General features: G+C 65.5%; 24 protein-coding genes and 1 tRNA gene. 16 read left to right on the top strand and 9 right to left on the bottom strand.

Going from position 1 to position 24,335, the window contains the following annotated elements; genetic code table 11:
* Positions 1 to 2: 2 nt before the first annotated feature.
* From ACSC1W_RS19675 to ACSC1W_RS19660, 4 genes are all read right to left on the bottom strand, one after another.
* Complete coding sequence (locus tag ACSC1W_RS19675) at positions 3 to 1,148, bottom strand: extracellular solute-binding protein (RefSeq protein ID WP_435349456.1); 1,146 nt, start codon at positions 1,146 to 1,148, stop codon at positions 3 to 5.
* Positions 1,149 to 1,193: 45 nt separating this feature from the next.
* Entirely contained in the window at positions 1,194 to 2,363 is a 1,170-nt protein-coding gene (locus tag ACSC1W_RS19670; protein ID WP_435349454.1) for an alpha-1 4-glucan-protein synthase, read from the bottom strand.
* Positions 2,364 to 2,648: 285 nt separating this feature from the next.
* On the bottom strand, positions 2,649 to 3,539 hold the full coding sequence (locus ACSC1W_RS19665; protein ID WP_435349452.1) for a DUF726 domain-containing protein: 891 nt from the start codon (positions 3,537 to 3,539) through the stop codon (positions 2,649 to 2,651).
* Positions 3,540 to 3,708: 169 nt separating this feature from the next.
* Positions 3,709 to 4,356: a MaoC family dehydratase gene (locus ACSC1W_RS19660; protein ID WP_435349450.1), complete on the bottom strand. Its 648-nt coding sequence runs from the start codon at positions 4,354 to 4,356 to the stop codon at positions 3,709 to 3,711.
* A gap of 190 nt (positions 4,357 to 4,546) precedes the next feature.
* On the opposite strand from ACSC1W_RS19660, the gene ACSC1W_RS19655 reads away from it, so the two are divergent.
* The 5 genes from ACSC1W_RS19655 to fabG all read left to right on the top strand — a co-directional run bounded on the left by ACSC1W_RS19655 (position 4,547) and on the right by fabG (position 8,272).
* On the top strand, positions 4,547 to 4,870 hold the full coding sequence (locus tag ACSC1W_RS19655; protein WP_435349448.1) for an AbrB/MazE/SpoVT family DNA-binding domain-containing protein: 324 nt from the start codon (positions 4,547 to 4,549) through the stop codon (positions 4,868 to 4,870).
* Entirely contained in the window at positions 4,863 to 5,354 is a 492-nt protein-coding gene (locus tag ACSC1W_RS19650) for a hypothetical protein (protein ID WP_435349446.1), read from the top strand. Before ACSC1W_RS19655 ends, ACSC1W_RS19650 begins: the two co-directional genes overlap by 8 nt.
* A 43-nt stretch (positions 5,355 to 5,397) precedes the next feature.
* Positions 5,398 to 5,952, top strand: a complete 555-nt coding sequence (locus tag ACSC1W_RS19645; protein WP_435349444.1) for a poly(R)-hydroxyalkanoic acid synthase subunit — start codon at positions 5,398 to 5,400, stop codon at positions 5,950 to 5,952.
* Between the two features lies 1 nt (position 5,953).
* Positions 5,954 to 7,267, top strand: a complete 1,314-nt coding sequence (phaC, locus tag ACSC1W_RS19640; RefSeq protein ID WP_435349442.1) for a class III poly(R)-hydroxyalkanoic acid synthase subunit PhaC — start codon at positions 5,954 to 5,956, stop codon at positions 7,265 to 7,267.
* A 261-nt stretch (positions 7,268 to 7,528) separates the two neighbouring features.
* Positions 7,529 to 8,272, top strand: coding sequence for a 3-oxoacyl-ACP reductase FabG (gene fabG, locus ACSC1W_RS19635; protein ID WP_435349441.1), 744 nt, complete (start codon positions 7,529 to 7,531; stop codon positions 8,270 to 8,272).
* Positions 8,273 to 8,369: 97 nt separating this feature from the next.
* Here fabG and ACSC1W_RS19630 read toward each other — a convergent pair whose 3' ends face one another.
* Positions 8,370 to 9,596, bottom strand: a complete 1,227-nt coding sequence (locus tag ACSC1W_RS19630; RefSeq protein ID WP_435349439.1) for an orc1/cdc6 family replication initiation protein — start codon at positions 9,594 to 9,596, stop codon at positions 8,370 to 8,372.
* 1,492 nt (positions 9,597 to 11,088) lie between these two features.
* On the opposite strand from ACSC1W_RS19630, the gene ACSC1W_RS19625 reads away from it, so the two are divergent.
* Complete coding sequence (locus ACSC1W_RS19625) at positions 11,089 to 12,243, top strand: thiolase family protein (protein ID WP_435349437.1); 1,155 nt, start codon at positions 11,089 to 11,091, stop codon at positions 12,241 to 12,243.
* Positions 12,240 to 12,599, top strand: coding sequence for an OB-fold domain-containing protein (locus ACSC1W_RS19620; protein ID WP_435349435.1), 360 nt, complete (start codon positions 12,240 to 12,242; stop codon positions 12,597 to 12,599). The genes ACSC1W_RS19625 and ACSC1W_RS19620 overlap by 4 nt, the downstream gene beginning before the upstream one ends.
* 51 nt (positions 12,600 to 12,650) lie before the next feature.
* On the opposite strand, the gene ACSC1W_RS19615 is transcribed toward ACSC1W_RS19620, so the two are convergent.
* Entirely contained in the window at positions 12,651 to 13,433 is a 783-nt protein-coding gene (locus tag ACSC1W_RS19615; RefSeq protein ID WP_435349433.1) for a DUF7547 family protein, read from the bottom strand.
* Positions 13,434 to 13,611: 178 nt separating this feature from the next.
* Here ACSC1W_RS19615 and ACSC1W_RS19610 point away from each other — a divergent pair, with 178 nt between their 5' ends.
* Positions 13,612 to 14,295 carry a DUF7504 family protein gene (locus tag ACSC1W_RS19610; RefSeq protein WP_435349431.1) on the top strand — a complete coding sequence of 228 codons (684 nt, stop codon included), beginning with the start codon at positions 13,612 to 13,614 and terminating at the stop codon, positions 14,293 to 14,295.
* A gap of 46 nt (positions 14,296 to 14,341) precedes the next feature.
* On the opposite strand, the gene trxA is transcribed toward ACSC1W_RS19610, so the two are convergent.
* Entirely contained in the window at positions 14,342 to 14,752 is a 411-nt protein-coding gene (gene trxA, locus ACSC1W_RS19605; protein ID WP_435349429.1) for a thioredoxin, read from the bottom strand.
* Between the two features lie 225 nt (positions 14,753 to 14,977).
* Between trxA and ACSC1W_RS19600 the strand changes: the two genes are divergently transcribed.
* Complete coding sequence (locus tag ACSC1W_RS19600) at positions 14,978 to 15,376, top strand: acyl-CoA thioesterase (RefSeq protein ID WP_435349427.1); 399 nt, start codon at positions 14,978 to 14,980, stop codon at positions 15,374 to 15,376.
* A gap of 40 nt (positions 15,377 to 15,416) precedes the next feature.
* Positions 15,417 to 16,160, top strand: coding sequence for a ribonuclease H-like domain-containing protein (locus ACSC1W_RS19595; RefSeq protein WP_435349425.1), 744 nt, complete (start codon positions 15,417 to 15,419; stop codon positions 16,158 to 16,160).
* Between the two features lie 171 nt (positions 16,161 to 16,331).
* Here the strand turns inward: ACSC1W_RS19595 and ACSC1W_RS19590 are convergent, their stop codons facing one another.
* Entirely contained in the window at positions 16,332 to 16,772 is a 441-nt protein-coding gene (locus tag ACSC1W_RS19590) for a TIGR00725 family protein (RefSeq protein ID WP_435349423.1), read from the bottom strand.
* Between the two features lie 162 nt (positions 16,773 to 16,934).
* A tRNA-Glu gene (locus tag ACSC1W_RS19585) sits at positions 16,935 to 17,009 on the bottom strand.
* A 160-nt stretch (positions 17,010 to 17,169) separates the two neighbouring features.
* Between ACSC1W_RS19585 and ACSC1W_RS19580 the strand changes: the two genes are divergently transcribed.
* From ACSC1W_RS19580 to hflX, 6 genes are all read left to right on the top strand, one after another.
* Positions 17,170 to 17,907, top strand: a complete 738-nt coding sequence (locus ACSC1W_RS19580; RefSeq protein ID WP_435349421.1) for a fumarylacetoacetate hydrolase family protein — start codon at positions 17,170 to 17,172, stop codon at positions 17,905 to 17,907.
* A gap of 27 nt (positions 17,908 to 17,934) precedes the next feature.
* Complete coding sequence (locus ACSC1W_RS19575) at positions 17,935 to 18,465, top strand: gluconate 2-dehydrogenase subunit 3 family protein (RefSeq protein ID WP_435349420.1); 531 nt, start codon at positions 17,935 to 17,937, stop codon at positions 18,463 to 18,465.
* Positions 18,462 to 20,093, top strand: coding sequence for a GMC family oxidoreductase (locus ACSC1W_RS19570; protein ID WP_435349418.1), 1,632 nt, complete (start codon positions 18,462 to 18,464; stop codon positions 20,091 to 20,093). Before ACSC1W_RS19575 ends, ACSC1W_RS19570 begins: the two co-directional genes overlap by 4 nt.
* Positions 20,094 to 20,202: 109 nt before the next feature.
* Positions 20,203 to 21,360, top strand: coding sequence for a multicopper oxidase domain-containing protein (locus ACSC1W_RS19565; protein WP_435349416.1), 1,158 nt, complete (start codon positions 20,203 to 20,205; stop codon positions 21,358 to 21,360).
* A gap of 3 nt (positions 21,361 to 21,363) precedes the next feature.
* The gene (locus tag ACSC1W_RS19560) at positions 21,364 to 22,329 is read left to right on the top strand and encodes a halocyanin domain-containing protein (RefSeq protein ID WP_435349414.1); all 966 of its coding nucleotides are present in this window, start codon (positions 21,364 to 21,366) and stop codon (positions 22,327 to 22,329) included.
* Between the two features lie 585 nt (positions 22,330 to 22,914).
* Positions 22,915 to 24,180 (top strand): GTPase HflX, encoded by a 1,266-nt coding sequence (hflX, locus tag ACSC1W_RS19555; protein ID WP_435349412.1) that lies wholly within the window; start codon positions 22,915 to 22,917, stop codon positions 24,178 to 24,180.
* Positions 24,181 to 24,335 lie beyond the last annotated feature (155 nt).

Below are 24,335 nucleotides of genomic sequence, written 5' to 3'. Positions count from 1 at the left end.
GATCAAACCTGGATTCCCACCTCGCGCATCAGGTCGATGGTCGGCCCGATGTCCGACAACTGTGCCAGGTCGAACTCCGGCGTCTCCAGTTCGTCGACGGGTGGGAGGTCGCCGACGGGGTTCACGCCGGGGATGAGTGGATACTCGAAGGTACGTGTTGCGAAATACTCCTGTGCCTCTGACGAGAGCAGGTGGCGGACGAAGTTCGTCGACAGTTCCTCGTCGCTCGTGCTGTCGACGACGCACGCACCGGCCACGTTGAAGATGGCACCGGCGTCGTTCTCGGTGAACGCCGTCCCGATCGGTGCGTTCGGGGTCGAGGCGAGGATGCGCTGGATGTAGTAGTGGTTCGCGAACCCGGCTTTCAGGTCGCCGTTGGCCACCGCCCTGGAGACGATGTACTCGTCGTCGTAGCGCTGGACGCCGGCGTCGAGCATCCCGCGGAGCCACGCCCTGGTCTCCTCGGGGCCGTTCATCACCCGCATCGCGGTGACGAAGCCCTGGAACGAGCCGTACCCCGGCGCCCAGCCCATCTCGCCGGCGAAGTCGGCGTCGGGGAACGCGAAGATGTCGGTCGGGACGTCGGACTCCGAGAGCGCGTTCGTGTTGTACGGAATCGTCCGGGCGCGACCGGACGTACCGATCCACGCCCCGTCGTTGGCCCGGTACTGGGTGGGGACCATCTCCTGGACGTCCTGTGGGGGCGCCACGGTCCGGTCGGCGTCGGCGAGCAGTCCGAGCGCGCCGGCGTTGACGGAGAAGAACACGTCGGCGTCGCTCGCATCGCCAGCGGTCCGGATCTCGTTGGCGAGCGTCGTCGACGACTCGTATCGCGGTTCTATCTCGAAGTCGTCGTACATCGATTCGATGTACTCGAGGAGGGTGTTCACGAGCGGTTCTCCCCGGCCGGAGTAGAGCGTGATCGACCCGGAGAGGGCGGGCATCTCGGCCATCGGGGTGCCGCCGGGTTCGGGGCGCCCCTCCATGCCAGAGCCGATGAGTCCGACCGCACCATCGGTGCCGTCGTCGCCGTCGAAGACACCGAGACAGCCGGCTGTGGCACCGAGTCCGAAGGTCGCTGCCGCCGCGACGAAGCGTCGTCGACTCGACGTCCGTCCGGTCGAATCGTCGTCGTGTGATGGGTTCATATTTGATTTAGGCCTGCCTAAAACATTTATACTTGCCGGTTCACCTCAATCGTCGGCCGTCGCGGGCACGCAGTCGTGACCCGGCACCGGGGCCAGTTCGTCGAGGCAGTCCAGCCAGTCCCGGCAGTACTCCCCCACGTGGTTGAGGAACGCGCCGTTCTGGTAGGACTCGAAGTCGCCCTCGGCCAGCGCGTCGGCCATCGCCGACATGACGCCGGCGTAGGTGTCCGCGTCGTCGCCGACGTCGTCGACGACCTCCCAGAAGTGCTCGTTGCACTCCAGTCCGGCCACCTCGTTCGCCAGGTCGTCGAACGTCGACCGGGGGGCCTTGTTGTGTTCACAGAGCGGCTGGCCGTTGAGCACCTGCCCGCCGAGGACGTCCGCTGCGCGCTTGAGGAACACGCCCGACCAGATGTCGTCGAACCGACCGACGCTCCAGGGGTTGTCGTCCATCGGGCACTGGTAGAACGCCGGGACGACCTCCCGGCGGAACGCGAGGTTCATCGAACAGACCGTGAGGTAGTTCCCCTCGCGGGCGACGAACTGCCCGTCGAAGTCCGCAGCAGTCGTCCGCGTCTGGGCCTGTCCCTCCAGGTCGCCGTCCATCAGGATTCGGACGGCGTCGAGGTCCGGGACGTTCGTCCAGAGGCCCTGCGATGCGACGACGTGGTCGACCGTGCCGGTGTCCGTCTCGACCGTTTCGTCCATCGCCGAGTAGGGGTAGCCACGTGGGTAGAGGCCGTGTTCGTCGGCGTTCTGGTAGAGCACGTTCACCCACCGTTCGTCCGAGGCGACGGACTCCACCTCGCCCTCGAACGCCAGGTTCTCGAGGTGGCGACCGAAGAAGTCGTCCTCGTCGTGGGGGAGGGTGTCGTCGTCGATGAAGACGCCATATTCGAAGTCGCCAGCCCACAGGTACAGCAGGCCGAAGGAGGTCTGTGCGTGACTCGCCGCGGGGACGAGGTGTGTGTACTCGGTCACGTTCTGTCCGTCGTACCAGTCGGCCCGGTCGGACTCGTCGAAGACGCGCCCGGCGACGTCGAGGTCCGACAGCATCGCCCGCATCTCGTCGGCGTCACAGAAGTCCTCGGTGACGAGGACGAAGTGCAGGCGGTCGGTGTCGAAGCCGTGGTCCCGGGCGTTCGCGACGTACGAGCGGACGCACTCGTACTCGCGGATGGTCGGGACGACGACGCAGATGTCCTGCTCGGTCATTCTCTCTACGTCGACTGTGTTTAGGGCAGCCTAAAAGCTTGTCTATGTTCATCCCGATTCGGGGCTGACGGCCCGAGTTGCTGGGCGGTGAGAACCGGAGTGTCGTTGCGAGGGTCCTTCGGGTGTCCTGTCGCGGCCTGTCGTTCCCTCGTGCATACCCGCTTCGAGGCGCACGGGTTCCTCGTCGGGGCGGGCTGTTCGGCCGCGCCAGCAACGTTACGTCGCGCTCACTGGACCGATCCGACGTCGAAAGAACCGACGGTCAGGGCCGACCTGACCCCGGCGTTACCATTCGGAGACCACTTCTGGGATACAGCCCTCGTCGGGCTGATAGTACGAGAAGTGGTCCGGGACGTAGTCCACGTTGTGGTCCTGGTAGTTCCAGGGCGGCGTGCCCTCACAGCCCTCCTCGCCGACGGCGGAGTCGAACTCGGCCGTGGTGTAGGCCCAGTGGAGCACGTCGTCCCCGTCCTTCCAGTAGTTGTCGACCTGTCCGACGGCGCTCGCCAGGTCCGGGCCGTAGCGCCCGCCAGTGGAGACGGCGTCGTTGTCGGCCGCCCCGCCGAGGAGCGCGACCGAGTCCAGCGCGTCCGTGATGCCGTTCACGTTCAGCACCTCGACGCAACGCAGGGTGACCCGGGCACCGAGCGAGTGGCAGACGAGCCGTATCGTCGTGTCCGGGTTCGCCAGCCGGTACTGGTTGACGAAGTTCGCCAGTTTCTTGCCGTTCTCCTCGGCGATCTCGGTCGAGTCCCACCAGCCGAACAGGCTGGAGTCCGAGTCCCAGCTGAACCCGATGACCGCCCCGTCGTAGTCGTTGTTCCGGTAGGCCGTCTCCGCCTCGATGAACCCTTCGACGGCCTCGTTCGGCTCGTTTTGCCAGCCGTGGACGTGGATCAGGAGTTCGTCCGGTGCGGCGGTGTGAACGCCGGGTATCGTCCCGACCGTGTCGTAGTCCCACTCCGTGTGACCGTCGGTCAGGTAGACCGACCCGTACCACGTGATGTCGTAGTGACCACGCGTGGTGACCCTGGGGAACTGGTCGCTGGCTGCCGCGGTGCCGGTCGCACCGGCCGCGAGTCCGGTTCCGAGCGCGGCCGTGGCCGCGCCGCCGACGAACCGGCGTCGACTGACGTACTGTGCCTCGTGCTCACTGTTGCCATGCCCGTGAGACATCGTATCCCAATGCAACGCGCACAAATTTAAAACCAGGCAGTGGCTGATTTTATAAAATTTAACTCGGTTTCCAGTTTCAGACCTGTCGATACTTCAGCCGACGGGTGCGTACGCGTCGGTCCTCACTGCAACCGTCTCCCTCTGCCGCCGACCCGTCGTCGCTGTGCCGTTACTCCGGGAGTTCGTCGATGAGGACGACCGCTTCGCCGTCGATGACGATGCGCTCGGAGTGCTCGTTCTCGATGACCGTCGAGAGCCTGTACTGTCCGTTACCGAGGTCCTCGAGCACCTCGACGGTGGCGGTGACGCGGCTGCCGATCTCGACCGGAGCCTGGAACTCCAGGTCCTGGGAGAGGTATATCGTCAGGCCGGGGAGACGCGCGAGCGCGGCGCTGATGAGACCCGACACCAGCGTCCCGTGTGCGATGCGGCCGTTGAACCGCGTCTCTGCGGCGAAATCGTCGTCCAGGTGGAGGCGATTCGTGTCACCGCTCGCCGCGGCGAACCGCGTTACGTCCTCTTCGGAGAGCGTCTTCGAGAAGTGTACCGTGTCCCCGACCGTGATGTCCCGGGAGTGCTCGACGGTTCGCTCGAACGTCCAGTCCGCGTGTTCGTACGCGAGGGACGGTATCGTACTCTCGACGACCTCCGGCCCGTCGTCGGGTTCGTCGCTCCGGACTCCCTGGTTCGGGGTCAGGGCGGCGAACGCCGCACGGTTGGCCGCAGTGGCCCCCTTGACTGCGTTCTCTGCGAAACTGGTCCACGCAGTCGCCATCGCGGTGAAGGGTGCTGCGGCGTGGTCGTGACGTTCACTCATTCTACTCACCGTTGGCAGGCGAAGGGCAAGACTTCTTTGGCTTGCTGGTTCCGCTGTGGTCCGTTCTCGACCGTCTCGCTATCAGGCCCTGTTGCGACAGCTGTCGACATACAGCCACTCATTGGTTCTCGATGGTAATGAAAGGTATTGAACGGAACGTTTATGTTTCTGGCTGTCATATCGTAGGACGATGACGGACGATTCGCCATCGATGCCGTGGCCCCCGCTAGTCATGCAGCAGATGCAAGAGCAGATGCAGGACGCGAGCGAGCAGATGATGGGCTCACAGGCAGAGATGTGGAAACAGTTCCTCTCGGGCGGCGCAGGTGGGTCGGACACGATGTCCGACCTCACGGCGATGAGTCGTGGCGCAGCGATGTTCAAGACCCGCGTCCAGAGCGGTGGCCGTATCAGCATCCCCGACGCCGAGCGCGAGGCGCTCGACATCGGTGAGGGCGACATCGTCCAGACCATCGTCATCCCCATCAAGCGAAACGGTGATTCCAATGAGTAAGCACGCACCCCAGAACCCGATGAAGCCCGTCTTCCAGATGCAGCGCACGATGCTCGAACAGAGCCAGCAGGCGACCCACGAGGTCCTCGACGCCCAGAAGGAGGCCGTCGAGCAGCTGACGGAGGCGGCCCAGAACTACCAGTCCCTGACCGAGCAGAACGCCGACATCTCGAAGAAGGCGCTCCACGCCTACTTCGAAGCGGTCGAGTCGATGTTCCCCGAGGGGTCCGTCGACTTCGCGGACTTCGAGGCGGCCCTCGACGAACAGTACGACGTCCTCACCGACAGCCAGGCGCAGATGATGGAGGCCGCCATCGAATCCCTGGAGGAGGGCACCGACGCCTTCGACGAGTACGCAGCGAGCTACGCCGACGTCGTCGACAGCACCTTCGACTCGTTCCTCGAGACGCACGAGCGCATCGAGGCCAACTTCGACGACGCTGCGGCGCAGTTCGAGGAGGCGACGGACGAACTCTCGGCCTGAGACGACGAGTTCTTTTATAACCACACACACCCATCGTTAGACAATGACAGACTCTTATTCCCAAACGTCGGTTCCGGCAGACTGGAGCGAATTCGTCTCGCGGATGAACGAGCAGTTCTTCGAGGCGATGGAGAAGAACATGGAGGCACAGGCCGAGTTCGTCGAGCAGTGGTCCCAGACCGTCGAATCCGGCGACGGGGCGGCCGTGAACGTGGAGGACAGCGTTCAGGGCTACCGTCGCGCGTACGAGGCCTGGATGGACGCCGCCGACCAGATGGTCGAACGCGCGAACGACTCGATGCAGGGTGAGGACGTCGAGTTCGAGGAGTTCCGCGACATATGGCTCAACACGGCCAACAAGGCGTTCAAGGAAGCCATGTCCACCACGGCGTTCGCCGCCTGGACCGGGTCCAGCGTCGGCCAGATGCTCGAGATGCAACAGCAGGCCGACGAGGCTGCGGAGGAGACACTCCACACGCTCGGCTTCGCCACCGAGGGCGACGCGGCCGAGATCGGCGACCGCCTCGTCGAACTCGAACGCCGTCAGCACGCGGTCGAACAGAAACTCGACCGCGTCATCGAACACCTGGAGGAGTAAGATGCAGAACCCGTTCGCAACGACACTCGATCTCCAGCGTCGGGCGTGGGAGGACGCCGCGAACTTCGTCGAACGAGCCAGCGTCGCGCCCCACCGCGCGGAGACCGTTCAGGCGGTCGACGTCGGCGAGACCCCGAGCGAGGTCGTCTACGAGGAGAACAAGCTACGGTTGCTCCACTACGAGTCCCGGACCGAGGAACAACACGACGTCCCCATCCTCGTCGTGTACGCCCTCATCAACCGACCGTACATCCTGGACCTCCAGCCGGACCGGTCGGTCGTCAGGACCCTGCTCGACAACGGGTTCGACGTGTACATGATCGACTGGGGCGAACCGTCGAACCTCGACACCAACCTCACACTCGACGACTACGTCAACCGGTACGTCGACAACTGCGTCGACGTGGTGCGCGAGCGCTCGGACCGTGACGCCATCAACGTGCTCGGGTACTGCATGGGTGGCACGATGTCGGCGATGTACACCGCCCTCGAGCCCGAGAAGGTCAACACGCTCGCACTGATGGCTGCCGGCCTCTGCTTCGCCGAGAGCGGCGGCGTCCTCGAACTCTGGGGCGGCGAGGAGTTCTACGACCCGGAGAAGGTAACGGACACGTTCGGCAACGTGCCGGCGGAGTTCCTCGACATCGGCTTCGCGCTGATGGACCCCGTCCAGAACTACGTTACCAAGTACGTCCGCTTCTACGACAACATGGAGGACGAGGACTTCGTCGAGAACTTCGCCCGCATGGAGTCGTGGCTGGGTGACGGAATCGACGTCGCGGGCGAGACCTACAACCAGTTCATCCGCGACATCTACCAGGAGAACAAACTCTACGAGAACGAACTCTACCTGGACGGGGAACACGTCGACATCACCAACATCGACGTGCCCGTGCTCCAGATCGTCGCCGAGTACGACCACCTCATCCCGCCGGAGGCGTCCAAGCCGTTCAACGACGCCATCCCGAGCGACGACAAGACCATCATGGAGTTCCCGACCGGTCACATCGGGATGTCGGTCTCCTCGCGGAGTCACGCCGAACTCTGGCCACAGGTCTGTGAGTGGTTCGAGGAGCGCATGGACACCGAAGATATCGGCGAGAGCGTCGAGATCGAGGTCGAGGACGTCGAATCCTCGGACCTCGAGGACATCGACGGCATCGGACCGACCTACGCCGACCGCCTGCGCGATGCCGGCGTCACGAGCATCGCCGACCTCGCCGCGGCTTCGGCGACGGACCTGGCCGCAGAGACCGACCTGCCCGTCGGGCGCGTCGAGAAGTGGGTCGACGAGGCGACCGGGTACACCTCGTAATTCGTCCTGGCGTATCTCGCCACATACTCCGTCCTGGCGTATCTCGCCCAGCACCGCATCCTGTTGCACCTCTCCCGGCGAGGACGGACTCGACCTCCCGGCGGGGACGGACTCGACCTCCCGGCGAGGACGAACTCGACGGCGGGTCCGATTTCGGGTCAACAGTTAAGTTCCTTTTCGGTGAGTATTACGTACGGACGGGCGGCGAGCTACTGCGGCGGACGTCGACCGGACACCGGCTCGTCCGCACGGGACCCTCATATGCAAATGGATGGACGAACCTGCGTCATCACCGGCGCAGGACGTGGCATCGGACGTGGTATCGCAGAGCACTTCGGCCGAGAAGGCGCGAACGTCGTCGTCAACTATCGCTCGTCGGCCGAGTCAGCGCAGGCGGCCGTCGACGAGATACGGCGACTCGAGGGCGACGCCATCGCCTCGCAGGCAGACGTGACGAAGATGGCGGAGGTCGAGGCGATGCGTGAGCAGGCACACGACGCCTTCGGCCAGATAGACGTGCTCGTGAACAACGCGGGCATCACCAAGGACACGCGGTTCGCCAACATGTCCCGCGACGCGTGGGACCAGGTGATGGACGTCAACCTCGGCGGGATGTTCAACTGTACGAAGGCCTTCTACGACGACATCTGGGAGGCCAACGAGGGACGGCTCATCAACATCTCCTCCATCGTCGGGAAGCAGGGGAACTTCGGCCAGGCGAACTACGCGGCAGCGAAGGCCGGGATGTTCGGCTTCACGAGGACCATCGCCATCGAACTCGCCTCCGGTGGGTCGACGGCGAACTGCGTCGCCCCCGGGTTCACCAGAACCGACATGCTGGAGAGCGTCCCCGAGAAGGTCAAAGACCGCATAGTGTCCCAGATACCTCTCGGCCGGTTCGCCGAGATCGAGGACATCGCTTCGATGGTCCAGTTCCTCGCCAGCGAGGAGTCCTCGTACATCACCGGCGAGGTCATCGACGTCAACGGCGGGATGGACCTCTGAGGGCCGTCGGGTCCGCACCGCCGGCCGCACTCCGTCTCTGCAACGGCCTCTTCCTGCGTCCACCTCTGGGATTCCATCACCGCGACAGTCCCGCCCGTCACCGGACCTCGTTCATCGTCGCGATGGTCCGCAGGTCCGAGAACCGCTGTTGCATGTCGAGTTCGTCCTCCAGCGCGGTCAGTGCCGATTCCAGTGGGACGTCGAGTTCGTAGGAGTAGAAGTTCCCCCGCGACCCGGACCGGTTCTCCCGGGCGGTGAGGATGCCGAGCATGCGCAAGTCCGAGAGGTGGTTGTGGACCGACCGCTGGGAGAGGCTGTCGACGCCGTATCCGTCGCAGATGTCCAGGTACCGGTTGTAGATGGCGCGACTCCGACTCGGTGTGTCGCCCTCGGCGGCGATGGAGACGACGGCGAGCAGCGTCAGGTGTCCGTGCTGGGTGAGCTGGCGGATACCCTCCTCGACGCGTTCGCGTTCGAGTTCGTGCCGTGCCGCCTCGACGTGCCGTTCGGAGACGTAGTCGTCCTCCCGATTCTCGGCCTGTTCGGCCGCGAGCAGGAGCAGGTCGAGCGCCTGTCGTGCAGACCCGCGGTCCTTCGCGGCCAGTGCGGCACAGAGTCGGATGACCGCGTCGTCGTAGGTGTCCTCGTGCAGTGCGATCTCCGCGCGCGAGGAGAGGATGTTCGTCAGTTCCTGTGCGTTGTACGGCGGGAACTGGAGTTCACGTTCACAGAGCGTGTCCTGCACCCGTGGGTCCAGCTGGTCGCGGAACTTGAAGTCGTTCGAGATGCCGATGATGCCGACTTTCGCCTCGGACAGGTCGCCCTTCGACCGGGCACGCGGGAGTTCGTAGAGGAGTTCGTCCCGTTCGCCGATGGAGTCGATCTCGTCGAAGACGAGCAGTATCGTCCCACCGACCTCGTCGAGTTCGTCGTAGAGTTTGTTGAAGACGGTCTGCTGGGGATAGCCGGTCGTCGATATCTCGGCACCGTCCGGCCGCAGTTCGTTGACCAGTTCGACGGCCACCTGGTACGACGACGAGAGGGGTTTGCAGTTCAGCGAGATGACCGAGAGGTCGACGTCGTCGTACTCCTCGACGTCCTCCTGGAGGAGCGTGGTCAGGTATTCGGTGACTGCCGTCTTCCCGACTCCCGTGTTCCCGTAGAGGAAGATGTTGTTCGGTTCCCAGCCGTCGATGACCGGTTGGAGCGCGTCCATGTACGAATCGATCTCCTCGTCCCGCTCTTCGATTCGGTCCGGCTGGTAACTCTCCCGAAGAGCGTCCTTGTTTGCGAAGACGGCACGCTTCCGCTCGAACCGGCGCATATCCTCCCGGTGACACTCCGGGTATAAAAGAACCTCCTTTGCAAGTGGTTCAAGTGTTTCATGTGAACTGTCGCAGTCGGTAACGAATGCGGGCGAAACCCAACCACGTTCTCGGGTCGAACTCGTCGAACCCCCGTCCCGTAGATGGGTCGTCTCTCGAATCTGTTACTATCCTCACAGACACCACTGTTTCGAGTGAAGCTAGGTAGTAGTGGCTAGCTAGTAGGAGGGCACACCGTCGTTTCTGGTGAAGCGTTGGCAGGTCGCTTCGAGGGGTGGAAGGTTTGCATCCGTCGTCATGGTTCGGTCGTCGTGCTTCTGTCGCCGAACTTCTGTCGCCGCGGTGGTGATTTCAGCTCCGCGAGTGGTACTTGCTGGACGGTGGTGTGCCGGACGGTGGTGTGCCGGACGGTGTCGTCCACCCGGCAGGAGTGAGTAACTCACCGCGAATAGGGACTCGACAGTATATGGAGACCCTCGTTCCTGGTGGAATGGACGGTGGTCGAATCCGGTGCGAGCGTCGGATGGTTACGACCCACCCGCGTCGGATCGTCTCGACACACCCACACCACTGTTTCAAGTGAATAACGGCAGTAGAACGTCGTTCGAACCGATAGAGCGTGTCTGCTCATTCGAAACGGACGAACCCATCCGTGGCCCGAACACCCATCCGTGGCCCGAACACCCATCCGTGGCCCGAACACCCATCCGTGGCCCGAACACCCATCCGTGGCCCGAACGTTCGACAATGTTCGGCCGACTCGTCGACCGATTTCGACTGCCCGAACGCTCGAATGACCCAGCGACTCGTTGACCGACTGGTCGACTGACCCTGCATCGGTCACCACGCTCCAGCCACCCCGACCCAACCCATCCCGACCCAACCACCCACCCACCCCTCTACCCGGCTTCACGTGAAACAGTGGTGTCTGTGTGTCTGCACAGTTCCAGGACCAGGGGGTCGTTACTCGGAACTGAAACGAATCATCACAGGTCGACAGGGGGCCAGGTCACTACAACTCGTTGCAGTCAGCGTGTCGTTCACTTGCAAGAGCGGTGTCTCGGAGGACCGGGCACCACACGAACCGCCACCTTCGACAGCGTCGCTCCCGAACGATTCACTTGCAACAGTGGTGTCTCGACCTCCCCGGACGTCGTTCGACGACGTCCGACGACGTCACTCCAGTCGCTGGTCACGTGTTCACTCGAAACGGTGGGGTGTGGGTGGGCCGGTCGGAGTGAGAGGGGTAGTCGGGTGGAAATGGCCGTCTGAGTGGAAAGGGTAGTCGGAGTAGAAATGGCCGTCTGAGTGGGGGGACTCACCGAATCGTGGACCGCCTGTCGTGGGGATGGGGCACCGAGACGTGTTCACTTGCAACGGTGGAGGGGGCCTCCTGCTCGACCAGTCACCCGTGAATCGACCTCGTCCAGAAACGCCGAACGAGGATGGCACTGGACAATAACTAAACGGGTTCCCCGAGAGTGACAACGCATGGAACGCGTAGCAATCATCGGCGCGTCGATGACGCAGTTCGGAAAGCGGGACTCGTGGATACAGTCGTTGCTGAGCGAGGCCGGCGAGGAGTGTCTCGACGACGCCGGCGTCGCGCCGGACGACGTGGACCACCTGTACGTCTCGAACATGGCGAGCGGCGAGTTCGAGGGACAGACCGGCATCATGAACGCACTGGCACACGACCTCGACCTCCTGCCGGCGTACAGCCAGCGAGTCGACCAGACCTCGTCGTCGGGAGGAGCGGGAATCTACGCCGCCTGGCAATCCATCGCCTCGGGCGCTTCCGAGATGACGTTGCTCGTCGGCGGCGAGAAGATGACTCACAGGACCACCGGGGAGTCGACGGACATCATCGCGTCCATCACGCATCCGGTGGAGTACAAACACGGCGTGACCCTCCCGAGTTTCGCGGGACTGACCGCGCGGAACTACCTCGAACGCTACGACGCCCCGCGGGAGTCCCTGGCCAAGGTGGCGGTCAAGAACCACCACAACGGGATGGCCAACCCGCACGCCCAGTTCCGAAAGGAGGTCGACGTCGAGACGGTGATGGGTTCGCCCATCGTCGCAGACCCGCTTCGGCTGTACGACTTCTGTCCCATCACCGACGGGAGCGCCGCACTCATGTTCTGCCCCGAGTCGGTCGCCGAGCAGTACACCGACGACTACGCAGTAGTCACGGGCGTCGCCGGCGCGACGGACACGCACGTGGTCCACGAGCGCGAGGACCCCACCGTGATGGGCGGCGTCGTCGAGTCCGGCAGACAGGCCTACGAGATGGCCGACCTGTCGCCGGAGGACGTCGACGTGGCGGAACTCCACGACATGTTCACCATCCTCGAGTTCCTCCAGATGGAGGGCCTCGGCTTCGCCGACCCCGGGACGGCGTGGGAGCGCGTCGAGGCCGGCGAGACAGAGATGGACGGCGACCTGCCGGTCAACACCTCCGGCGGGTTGAAGTCCAAGGGCCACCCACTCGGTGCCAGTGGCGTCGCACAGGGCTACGAGATATACAAGCAGGTCGTCGGCGATGCCGGCGACAGGCAGGTCGACGCCGACGTCGGCCTCGCGTGTAACGTCGGCGGCTTCGGGAACTGCGTAATCACCACCATCGTGGAGGCTGCACAATGACCATGGAAGCATACCGGTACCAGGACGGCACGATCACCTACCCCGGGCACCCGGTCGGCCCGGACGGACAGGAACCGGTCGACACGGTCGACCTGAGCGAGTACGAGGCGGCGGTCGTCACGTGGACTGTCTCGACGGCGACTCCCCCGGGCGTCCGAGAACCCAACCCCATCGCCATCGTCGAGTTCGACGTCGACGGTGAGTCCGTCCGCGCCATCGGTCAGTTGACCACCGACGACGTCGAGACGGGCGACCGCGTCAGTCCGGTCTACGTCGACGAACTGCGCGAACCCGGTGCCGGAATCAAACTCCCCGAAAGCCAGGAGTGGGACGGTTACCGGTTCGACCCCGTCTGACGGCGTCGAGGAACGGTCTCTGTTCCGGGTGCGTCACTACCGGATACCCGTTCACGTCCCATCGTCCCCGCCATCGTCACCCTCGTCGCCACCGGTTGCTGCATCGCTTCCGTTCTCGCCGTCACTGCCGTTCGTCCTGCCGTCCGGCCCCTCGTCTGTGTCGTCGTCATCGCCCCTGTAGCGCCGTTTGAGCGTCTCCAGTTCGGCGTCCACGTCGATGGAGACGGGTTCCTCCTCCGGTTCGTCGGCAAGTCCCCCGGGGGTACGGTCCCCGGTTCGCGAGGTCGCTTCGTCGCCGTGTTCGTCCTCCGTCTCCGTCGCTCCCGTGAACTCGTCGAGGGTCCGGTCCCGGGACCGGGTCGCGGACAGTTCCTGCCGGATCTCCTCGCGGAGTTGCTGGGCCTCCACAAGGATGCTCCGGGCGGCGTCGTTCTCCGGTAACTCGGTCCCCTCGAGCACCCTCTGCAGGTCGCCGAGCGCTTCGGAGGCCCGCGAGAGGGTCTCGCGACTGACCGACTCGGCCCGGGAGCGTGCTCCCTCCGTCACGTCTCGCCCACGTTCGCTCGCACGACGACCCCCTTCGGCGAGTCGAATCGCCCGCTGAAGGGCCTCGAGCAGTTTGATGTTCGTCTCCAGGATGGCGATGGTCGCCGGAATCGCCACCTCGTCCGCGAACTCCATGAACTCCCGTGGCGTCGGCGGTCGAGGGAGACCGAGCGGTCCCCGGGGCGGCCGGGGGCCCTCCCGTTCCAGTTGCGTGCGGAGTTCTCTGAGTTCCCTGGCCAGTGCGGCGGCGTTCTCGGCCAGTTCCTCGTCGTCCCGTGAGTCGCTCATACAGTACCGTTCTCGCGTAGCCGACAAAAACGATGTGCCGACAGCCGACGCCTGCCGTCGCCCCTTCCACCGACACTCACTGACGAACCGTAGAACAAACACAAATCGGGGTAACACGCCAGAATAGCGACCGGAGGCCGCAATACTTATTGTATGCTGTCCGCAAGACACTGAAAGAATGGGCACCGACCACGGTGGGGGCGTCCCGAAGAGTACGGTGTTCGCGCGAACCCTCTCGACGCTCAAACGTGAGGGGAGCAACGTCCTCGTGGTCGGGGAGTGCAGCGGGACGGCACACCACGCTGCCTGCGCTCGTCTCGTTGGGGAGGGGGACCAGTCCAGACAGCGACTGTACGTCTACACGAGTGGGACCGAGAACTGTAGCGACGGGCCGTCGTCGACCCACGGTGGCGAGACGCGCGTTCTCAGCCAGGAGTGCGATGACGGCGAGAGTGCTAGTCCGGCCGCCGTCGCAGGCGACGTCGAAGAGGTGCTGGTCGGCGGTGAACTCCTCGGTACCCTCGGCGCCCGGTTGCTCGGGACCATCGACCGGTTCGAGTTCGACCACGACCCGGGGCCCGGCGAGTTCCGACTCTGCTTCGACTCGGTCACCCCGCTGTTGCGCGAGCACCAGTCACGGACCGTGTTCCGGTTGCTGCACATGGTGACCTCTCGGACGAGACAGGCCGACGGAATCGGCCACTTCCACCTCCCGCTGGACAGGGACAGCGACTACGTCAGATTGCTGGAACCGCTGTTCGACGCCGTCGTCGAGGTGCGCCGGGGTGACGGCGACGTCCTGGAACAGCGCTGGCACCTGCGCGACCTGGACGCCGACAGCGGTTGGGTAGCGATAGGATAGACGGGTCGACGTCGACGGGCGAATCGACGTCGGCGTCGGTCGATTCTCAGGCGTGTGCTTCGACCTTGTTCACGAGGGCCGACTTCTCCTGGACGCCGACCATCCGGTCGGCGAGTTCGCCGTCGGCGTAGAGCAACAGCGTCGGGACGCCCCGGATGCCCTGCTGCTGTGCGAGCATCTGGAGTTCGTCGATGTCGACCTTCGCGACGGCGGCGGACGTCTCGGTGGCGACCTGTTCCACCACGGGTTCGAGCATCTGGCAGGGACCGCACCAGTCCGCGTAGAAGTCGACGAGTACGACGTCGTGGTCGGCGACCAACTCGTCGAGGTGGGTCTCGCTCTCGACGTGGACCGGGTCGCTCGGGACCGATTCCGACCCTTCGTCGCCCGACTGGGCTTCGAGCAGTTCCTCGCGCTTTCGCTCACGAATCTCGGCTAACTCGTCTGAGTCGCTCATGCGTCCCGCTACGGGAGGGTCGACTTTAATACTTCGTCGGGTTGTCGTGTGATTCGCACGACCGCTGGGCGTCCCTGGCGACCGTGCGGGTACCTACCGAGCGACCGGGTACCTGCCAAGCGACGGTCGGCGCGCGAGCACGGCCCGGTCCCGGTTCGCGGACGGACTCGTAGTGGCTCGACCGCTACCGCAAGACGAAGGTACGTCGACGAGAGACGACCTCGTATGCGAGACGAGCCGTTTACCGTAGACATCGACGTTCGCTACAACGACGTAGACCTGCTCGGCCACGTGAACAACGCCCTCTACTCGACCTATCTCGAAGCCGCCCGCGTCGAGTACCTGCCCGAGGTACTCCGCACGACGGAGGCGCTCGACAGCGTGCTGGCACATCTCGAGATAGACTTCGAGCGCCCGATAACGCTGGAGGACGACGTCGAGGTGGCCATCTGGGTGACCGACGTCGGCAACTCGACGATCCGGTTCGCCTACGAGGTCCGCGCCTCGGGGGAGGTGGCGGCCACCGCCGAAACAGTCCAGGTGGTCTACGATACCGAGACCCAGGAGCCCCGTCCAGTTCCGGACGAGTGGCGCGAGCGAATCGAGGCGTTCGAGGGTCTCTGAGGAACGACAGGTTTTCTTTCTCGCCGGACGACGCTCAGGTGTGCGCATCGAGAATAGTTTCATCCCGGTACAGGGCGTCGGTGAACGGACCGAGCGAAAGCTCTGGCGGGCGGGTGTCACACACTGGGACGAGTTCGACGGTTCGGTCGTGGGTTCGACGACGGCCGACCGCATCGAGTCCTTCATCGACACTGCCTACGACCACCTGGAGGCCGGCGACTCGCGGTACTTCGGACGGTCGCTCCCGTCGAGCGAACGCTGGCGGCTCTACGAGAACTTCCGGGACCGGACCTGCTTCTTCGACATCGAGACGACCGGCCTCTCGCAGGAACGCGACCACGTGACGACGGTCTCCTTCCACCTGGGCGGAGAGACGACGACCCTCGTCCGTGGCGACGACCTCACCGCCGACGCCATCACCGAGCAGTTCGACGACGCCGCACTCGTCGCGACGTTCAACGGTGCCAGGTTCGACGTCCCGTTCCTCGAGACGTCGTTCGACGTGTCGGTCGACGTTCCCCACGTCGACCTCATGTACCCCTGCAAGCGACTGGGGCTGTCCGGTGGGCTGAAGGCCATCGAGCAGGAGGTCGGCATCGCCCGTGACGAACCGGATATCTCCGGACGGGACGCCGTCCGACTCTGGCGAGCGTACGAACGCGGCGACGACGCGGCGCTCGACACGCTGGTCCGGTACAACCGGGACGACGCGCGAAACCTGCAGACGCTCCTCGACGTCGTCGCAGACGGGTTACACCAGCGCGTCTTCGAGGGCGTGCGCTGAACGGCGGTGGTGAGGTGATGAAACCGTCGGCAGGCTACACGTGGGCGTGTCGGACATCGTGCACTGGCCGTGATAGCTCAGGGTGGGCGGGTGCCGTGCCGACGCGTCCCGTTCGGGCCGACTGTCGAAAACGATACGAAGTAAGACGACTGTGCTGGTCTCCTATCGGAGTCACCGCGTCGACTCGACGTACTCGACGGCCTCCTTCGGCGTCTCTACCTGTCTGACGTCGAGTACGTCGTGGGAGCCGAGGCTCGCGACGGGTTTCCCGTACACGCCTGCCAGTCCGAGCTCCGAGAGCGTCCCCGCCTCGCCGTCGATGGCGATGACGGCCTCGCCGTTCAGCACGACGAGCGCGTTCCGGGCGTGACCGAGTCCCGTGGCGATTGGGATGTCGACGTACGCGTTCGCGGCGTCGTGGTTCTCTCCGGGGAGTATCCCGATGGACCGCCCGCCCGCGTCGTTCGCACCCTCACAGACCCCCCGCATCACACCGGTGAGGCCACCACAGAGTATCGTGTGGCCGTGTTCGGCGAGCAACCGCCCGACTTCGACGGCCTGGTCGTACGTCTCGTCCGACACCGAACTGCCACCGATGACGCTGACACGCATAGGTCATCGAGGCGAGGCCACCGAGACAATGGTTCCGGTCTGTCCGTGCCGGCCCACGGCTGGCACGTCGGCACGGGTGTAACCACGCTGCTCTGGATACACGTCGGATACCGGTGGTTCGGCCAGCGGTAACTACTCCGGTACCGTACGACCGCAGGAACGTGCTCGGTAGGGGATTTGAACCCCTGTCCTCGGCTCGAAAGGCCAAGATGATTGGCCGGACTACACCAACCGAGCGTACTCTGGGATTCCGGGGCTGCGATTTTAAAGGTTCCGTTCCCGTCGGGTCCTGACAGGCCGACCCACACCCGAGCAGTCGCCCGTTCTCGGGAGTCGCCAGGTCTCAGGAGTCGCCGGCTTCTCAAGGCTTAACGGCCCGCCCATCCATCCGGGAAGCATGAAACGCGTACGATTCCGAGACCAGGCCGATGCGGTCCGGTACGGGACGTGGACCGACGACGGCATCGAGTTCGGCGGTCGCACCTACGACCCCTCCGACGTCGACGTTCTGGCCCCCTGCGAACCGTCGAAGGTGGTCTGCGTCGGGCGCAACTACGCCGACCACGCGGCCGAGATGGACAGCGACGTGCCGGACCGGCCGTTGCTGTTCCTGAAGCCGCCGAATACGGTGGCGAGTCACGGGAGCACCGTGACGCTTCCGGCAGGGAAGGACCGGCTCGACTTCGAGGCCGAACTCGGCGTCGTCGTCGGCGAGCAGTGCCGCAACGTCGAGGCCGACGAGGCGATGGACCACGTCGCCGGGTTCACCTGCGTGAACGACCTCTCGAACCGCGACGACCAGCGCGAGGAGACCAACTGGGTCCGCGGGAAGGCGTTCGACGGTGCGGCACCCATCGGGCCGGTGCTGGCGACGCCCGACGAGGTGCCTGCCGACGCGTCTGTCCGGTCGTTCTGCAACGGGGAGTTGCGCCAGGACGGGTCGCGCGACCGGATGATATTCTCCGTCCCGGAACTCGTCGAGGAGATCACGACCTACGTGACCCTCGAACCGGGCGACGTCGTCGCCACCGGGACGCCGGAGGGCGTCGGTCGACTCGAGGACGGCGACGAGGTCGTCGTCGAGGTGGAGGGCGTCGGTCGCCTGGAGCACACGGTCGAGATTCCGAGCGCTTAAGTTTTAGGTGGGCCTAATCTGGCCACGATGGAGCTTACTCGACGGGACGCACTGGCCGCGCTGACGTCGACGGGGGTGGTCGTCGGCGCGGGTGCGGCGGCGCTCTCCCGAACGCGACTCGACGACGAGCGGGCCGACCCGTCCGTCGACGTCGAGACCCTCGTCGCGGTCGCGGAGGTGGTCTACCCGAGCGACGTCGACGGCGTCGAGGAGTTCGTGCGGACGTACGTCGCGGGCCGGACCGTCGACCGGCCTGACTACAGGGAGGGGATGGTCGAGGCGCTCGCCGCCGTCGACGAACGGGCGAACTGGTGGTTCGACGACGCTTTCGTGGACCTCGACCTGGACGACCGCGACGCGACCCTGCGACAGCTCGGGGCCGCCGGGGTCGACCCAGACCCCGGAGGGAGCACCGCCGCACAGGTCCGGTACTACGTGGTGAACGAACTGCTGTACGCCCTCTACACCTCGCCGACGGGAGGGTCGCTGGTGGGCACCGAGAACCCCGTCGGCCACCCGGGTGGGACGGACAGCTATCGACGGGGGCCGGACGCGTGACCGGGGACTCGACCGCCACCCTGGACGACCCCGACCGGACGCCGTCCCCCCGTGCCGACGTGTGCATCGTCGGTGCCGGCCCGGCCGGGGCGCTGGTCGCCCACCGACTCGCCAGCGCTGGTCACGACGTGGTCGTGCTCGAAGCGGGACCACGGTTCGACGACGCCGACCGACTCGAACGCATGGAACGGCACGTCCGTCCCGCCCACGGCCCCCAGGACGTGTGGGACATGGGCGGGCCACGCGACGCGTACGCGAGCGCGGGAGAGGAACACTACCCACTGAACGCCTCGCGGGTGAAGGGCGTCGGCGGAACGACGCTCCACTGGCAGGGGATGGTGTTCCGTCTGCACGAGGCGGACTTCGAGCGTCGGAGTCGCCACGGCGTCGAGGCGGACTGGCCCATCGGCTATGCCGACCTGGAACCGTACTACGCGGCGGCCGAGAGGGAACTGGGCGTCGCCGGGGCGGACGACAACCCGTTCGCACCGCCCCGCGACGAACCGTTCCCGATGCCGGGGTTCCGGCCGTCGTACTCGGACTCGCTGTTCGCCGACGCCTGCGAGGACCTGGGCATCGTGATGCACTCGGCCCCGAACGCCCGGAACTCGGAGGCCTACGACGGCCGGAGTTCCTGCCAGGGCTACGGGACGTGCAAACCCGTGTGTCCGTCGGGTGCGAAGTACGACGCGACGGTCCACGCCGCGAAGGCCGAGGCGGAGGGCGCACGCATCGTCGACCGGGCACCCGTTCAGCGGCTCGAACACGACCGGACGGGAGACACCGTCGAGGCGGCAGTGTACGCGACGCGGGACGGCGAGGAGCACAGGCAGGAGGCCCGGCAGTTCGTCCTCGCGGCCGGCGGGGTCGAGATTCCCCGTCTCCTCCTGCTCTCCCGGTCCGAGGAGTACCCCGATGGGCTTGCGAACTCCTCCGGTGCGGTCGGCAGGTACTTCATGGACCACCTGTTCGCCGGCATGGGCGGGTCGCTGGACGAACCGACCCGGCAGAACCACGTCGGGTTCATCACGAGCGAGTGTCACCAGTTCTACGACGACGTCGACGAGTCCGTCGGCCCGTACAAACTCGAGTTCCTCAACTACACCGGGCCGACACCGGTGAGTCTGGCGCTCTCGGCCGACACCGACGCCGCCTGGGGTGACGCACTCGCCGACGAACTCCGCGACGCGTACGGGAATCGCATCGCGATGGGGGGCATCTGCGGACAACCACCCCGTGCCGAGAACCGTGTCACGTTGAACACGGCCGTCACCGACGACTTCGGGAACCCCGTCCCCGAGATCCGGTGGTCCGTCGGCCCCCGTGCCCGGCGGACGGTCCAGGCCGCGAACGAGAAGCAGGCGCGAATCCTCGACGCCCTCGGCGTCGACGTGGACTGGAGGGTCGGGCCGTCGAACACAGGGCCGGCGTTCCACCACATGGGGACCACCCGGATGGGGACGGACCCGGCCGAGAGCGTCGTCACCCCGGAGTGTCGTACCCACGACCTGGAGAACCTATGGGTCTCGTCGTCGTCTACGTTCGTCACGGGGGGCGCACTCAACCCGACGCTGACCATCGCCGCGTTGGCGCTCAGGGTCGCAGACAGCCTCGACCGGGCCCTGTGACCGACCCACAAACCTGTGTCATAATACGAATATTAATTCCTGGCACTCCTTTCTCACCATTCAGGAATCTGGGTCTCTTTATACGTACCGGTCGGTCGCATCTGGAGATATGACCGAGAAACGAATCGGCGCACCCGGTACCGGCATCTCACGACGACGCTTCCTCGAAGCGACCGGCACGAGTGGCCTCGTCGCGGCGATGGCCGGCTGTACGACGACGACTCGGCCGTCGTTCAGCCAGGTCGACCCCGGCGCGGCTTCCCAGTCAAGTGCGATGCCCAACCTCCCGACGACCGGGAAACCCGAGGTCGTCGACCTCGACGAACGCGGCCACGAGGTCACGCTCCGACCCGTCCAGGCGCGTCACGAGATGCACCCTCTCGAGACCATGGGCGGTCCGGTCTCGCTGCCCGTGACCTGGGCGTTCGCCGCCGACGACGGTGAACCGAGCGTTCCGGGTCCCATCCTCCGGTGTACGGAGGGGGCCGAACTCGAGATAACGCTGGACAACTCCGATTCGCCCCACCCCCACACGCTTCACTTCCACGGCGTCCGGAAGTCGTGGGCGAACGACGGCGTCCCGACGACGACGGGCATCACGGTCATGCCGGGCGAGACGCACACGTACACCATCCCCGCCAACGTCGCGGGGACGCATCTCTACCACTGCCACTACCAGACGCCGATGCACATGGAGATGGGCATGTTCGGCATCCTCCGGGTCGACCCCGAGGGGTACGAGGAGGCCGACAAGGAGTACTTCTCCACCGTCCGCGAGTGGGACACCAGGCTCTCCCGGCAGAACGCCGGCGAGAACGTCCAGTTCGACCTGACGAACCGCCGTCCCGACGCGTTCACGGTCAACGGGAAGTGTGCACCGCGGACGCTCCACCCCGAGGAGGGGTCGCCCATGATCGTCGACCCTGGCGACACGGTCCGGGTTCACTGGGTCAACGCGGGGTTCATGAGCCACCCGCTGCACATCCACAACCACCGGTTCAGGGTCGTCGAGAAGGACGGCGGCCAGTACCCCGAGGAGATGCAGGTGCCCCAGGACGTGGTCAACGTCGCGCCGGCGGAACGCTACACTGTCGAGTTCGAAGCAGACGCCGACCCGGGCATCTACCTGATGCACTGCCACAAGGTCGACCACGTCCGCAACGGGAGCAGTTACCCCGGCGGGATGCTCTCGGCTATCGTCTACACCGACGTCATGGACACCCAGATATTCGCCGACCTGATGGACTACGCGGGCTACGAGGGGTGAACCATGTACGATAGACGCGAGTTCCTCACCGCTGCCGGTGGCGTCGCCCTCGGCGTCGGGGCGGCAGGCGTGGCCAGCGGTCAGGAGTCGGACGGAGAATCGCTCGTGGACTGGTTCGGGAACACCGACGGTGTGACCAGCGTGGTCGACTGGACCGGTGAAGACCGGGTCACGATAACCGTCGGCGCACGGGGCAACGGCGGCGCGTTCGCGTTCGACCCGCCCGTGGTCCGTGTCGACCCCGGGACGACCGTCGTCTGGCGGTGGAGCGGTGATGGCGGCGTTCACAACGTCGTCGCCGCCGACGGGAGCTTCGGGTCGGATACGATGGGCGAGGCCGGGACGACGTTCGAACACGTCCCCGAATCCACAGGGGTCGTCCGGTACTCCTGTACGCCCCACGAGTCCCTCGGGATGAAGGGTGCGCTGGTCGTCGGCGACGCCGCGGTGACCCTGTCCCGGGGCGACGCCGGCGAGTCCACGGGACCGACCGGCCCGACGTTCGACGGCTGGCTGGACGGCGTCGAGAACTACGACGAGGTGGTCGACGCACGCGGTCAGGACCGGGTCGACGTCGCCGTCGGTGCTGCGGGCAACGGCGGTGCGTTCGCGTTCGACCCGCCCGCGGTCCGGGTCGACCCCGGGACCACCGTCGTCTGGGAGTGGGTCGGCGACCAGGGACCTTACAGCGTCATGGACGACGACCTCGGTTTCGCCAGCGAGACGGTCGATTCGACCGACCACCGGTACGCCCTCAGGTTCGACGGGTCGGGGCTCAGCAAGTACTACTGCGAGTCCTACGCCGACCAGGGCATGCGTGGCGTCGTCCTCGTCGGCGACGGCCCGAAGACGGCGTTCACCGGCGAGTCACTGGCGGCCGGTGGTGGCCTGCTCGCACTCGTCTCCGCGCCGATGGTGTACGGCCTGTTCCGTCACGTCGAGGACACCACTCGGCCAGCGCCACGGTGACCGACGACAGCTGACCGCGGTCCAGTCCCTCGATTTCACCCTTCGATTCCCCGGTTCTCGATGTACCCGTTCTCCTTCGGAGAGCCGTTGCCATCGGTCCAGTGACTTCGCACATCGGCCGGATTTGATATAGCGACATTTAGTTTATCAGTCGTCGTTCGAACCGCCACGGTCGGGAAAAATAGATAGATTTCCAACAGGTAGCTGCCGAAAACGGCCGTTCTGGACGGGCTCGTCGAGGTCGATCCACTTCGGCGGGGCTGCGACCGCCCGGCGCGACTGCCCGGCGCGAGCGCCGACAAAGGAAGAATTAAATAACGGAAGGACAACTGACCTGATAGGTCGAACATGGAGACCCTATCCACTTTCTGACGAGGACCGTTCACAGACCGTCGCTACCTGTCGAACGTCGGCGAGCCGGTCGTGTGCGTTGCCTCGTCAACCTTCGACGCCCGTAGCGCCGCCTCTATCGCTCCTACGCAGCGTTTCAGGCTCCGGTAGCGGACGCTGTGTCGAAGTAGTCGCAACCTCGATACGTTCGGGGCGGCCCGCATCGCAGAACGAACGCCAGACGCGAACGACACCATGTCACGACAGACAGTACTCGCAGCACGAACCGAACACGAACGCCCCGACACGACCGAGATTCGCGCCCTCGCGGAGGCCGCCGGCCACGACGTCGTCGCCGAACTGACGCAGGTACGACCGGAGGACCCGACGTACGACCTGGGTCCCGGGAAGGTGGAGGAAGTGGCGGAGGCGGTGAACGACCGCGGTGCAGACGCGGTGGTCGTCGACAACCGCCTCTCGCCCGCGCAGTTGTTCGAACTGACCGACCGACTGCCCGACGGCGTCGAGGTCCGCGACCGATACCGGCTCATCCTCGACATCTTCGAGGCGGGTGCACGGACACCCCGGGCGAAACTGCAGGTCGAACTCGCACGCCTGCGTCACGAACTCCACCGAAGGCGGGAGATACAGCGCCGGAACGACGAGTATCAGGGGCTCCAGACGATTCGAGACCCTGAGGGAGAGTGGGTCCGCGAGGTGAAACAGCGCATCGACCGGGTCCAGAACGAACTGAACGACCTGCCCGACGAGGGGGACGCGAGTCGGGACCGGAAACGGGAGGCTGGCTTCGACTTCGTCGCCCTCGCCGGCTACACCAACGCCGGCAAGTCGACGCTGTTGCACCGGTTGGCCGACGACCTGTCGCTCCCGACGGCCGGTGCCGGCCACGACGACCTGTCCGAGACAGCGGCGGTAGAGGACCGACTGTTCGAGACGCTCGATACGACGACGCGCCGAGCGACCATCGACGGCCGGCGTGTCCTCGTCTCCGACACCGTCGGGTTCGTACGGGACCTCCCACACGACCTCGTCGAGGCCTTCAGGTCGACGCTGACGGGCGTCCGCGAGGCCGACGTGGTCGTCCTCGTCGTCGACGCCAGTCAACCCGTGGACGCGCTCGAACCCCGGGTCGAGACGTGTCTCGAACAGGTCGGCGACAGCGTGGTCGTGCCGGCGTTCAACAAGGCGGACCGCCTCGGCGACGCCGAACTCGACCGCCGCCGCGAGGCCCTGCCGGACCTGATCGACGACCCCGTACCGGTCAGTGCCACCGAGGGTACCGGACTCGACGAACTCGGGGACCGCGTCGTCGCCCACCTGCCGACCGAACGCGTGACGTTCCGCCTCCCGCACGGCGACGAGACGATGCAGTTCGTCGGCTGGTGTCACGACCACGCCGTCGTCGAAGAGGTCGAGTACACCGACCGGGTGCGAATCGCCCTCCAGGGACGACCGACCGTCGTCGAACAGGCACGCGCCCGGGCCGCCCGACTCGACTGAGAGTCGGTGAGACCGGGCGGGCGGAAGACCGGGAGGTAGGAACGCCGGACTCGGCCCGTCCGGGACGAGCAGGTCGATACGGCTTCCGAATCGGTGGCCGGAACGCCTTCGTCCGGCGTCCGTGCTTGACTACGCTTAAGACCCCACAGGCCGGT

Origin of the sequence: Haloarchaeobius marinus (genome assembly GCF_051207415.1) — an archaeon.
Lineage (GTDB): Archaea > Halobacteriota > Halobacteria > Halobacteriales > Natrialbaceae > Haloarchaeobius.
This window is presented reverse-complemented; position numbering and strand designations above follow the sequence as displayed.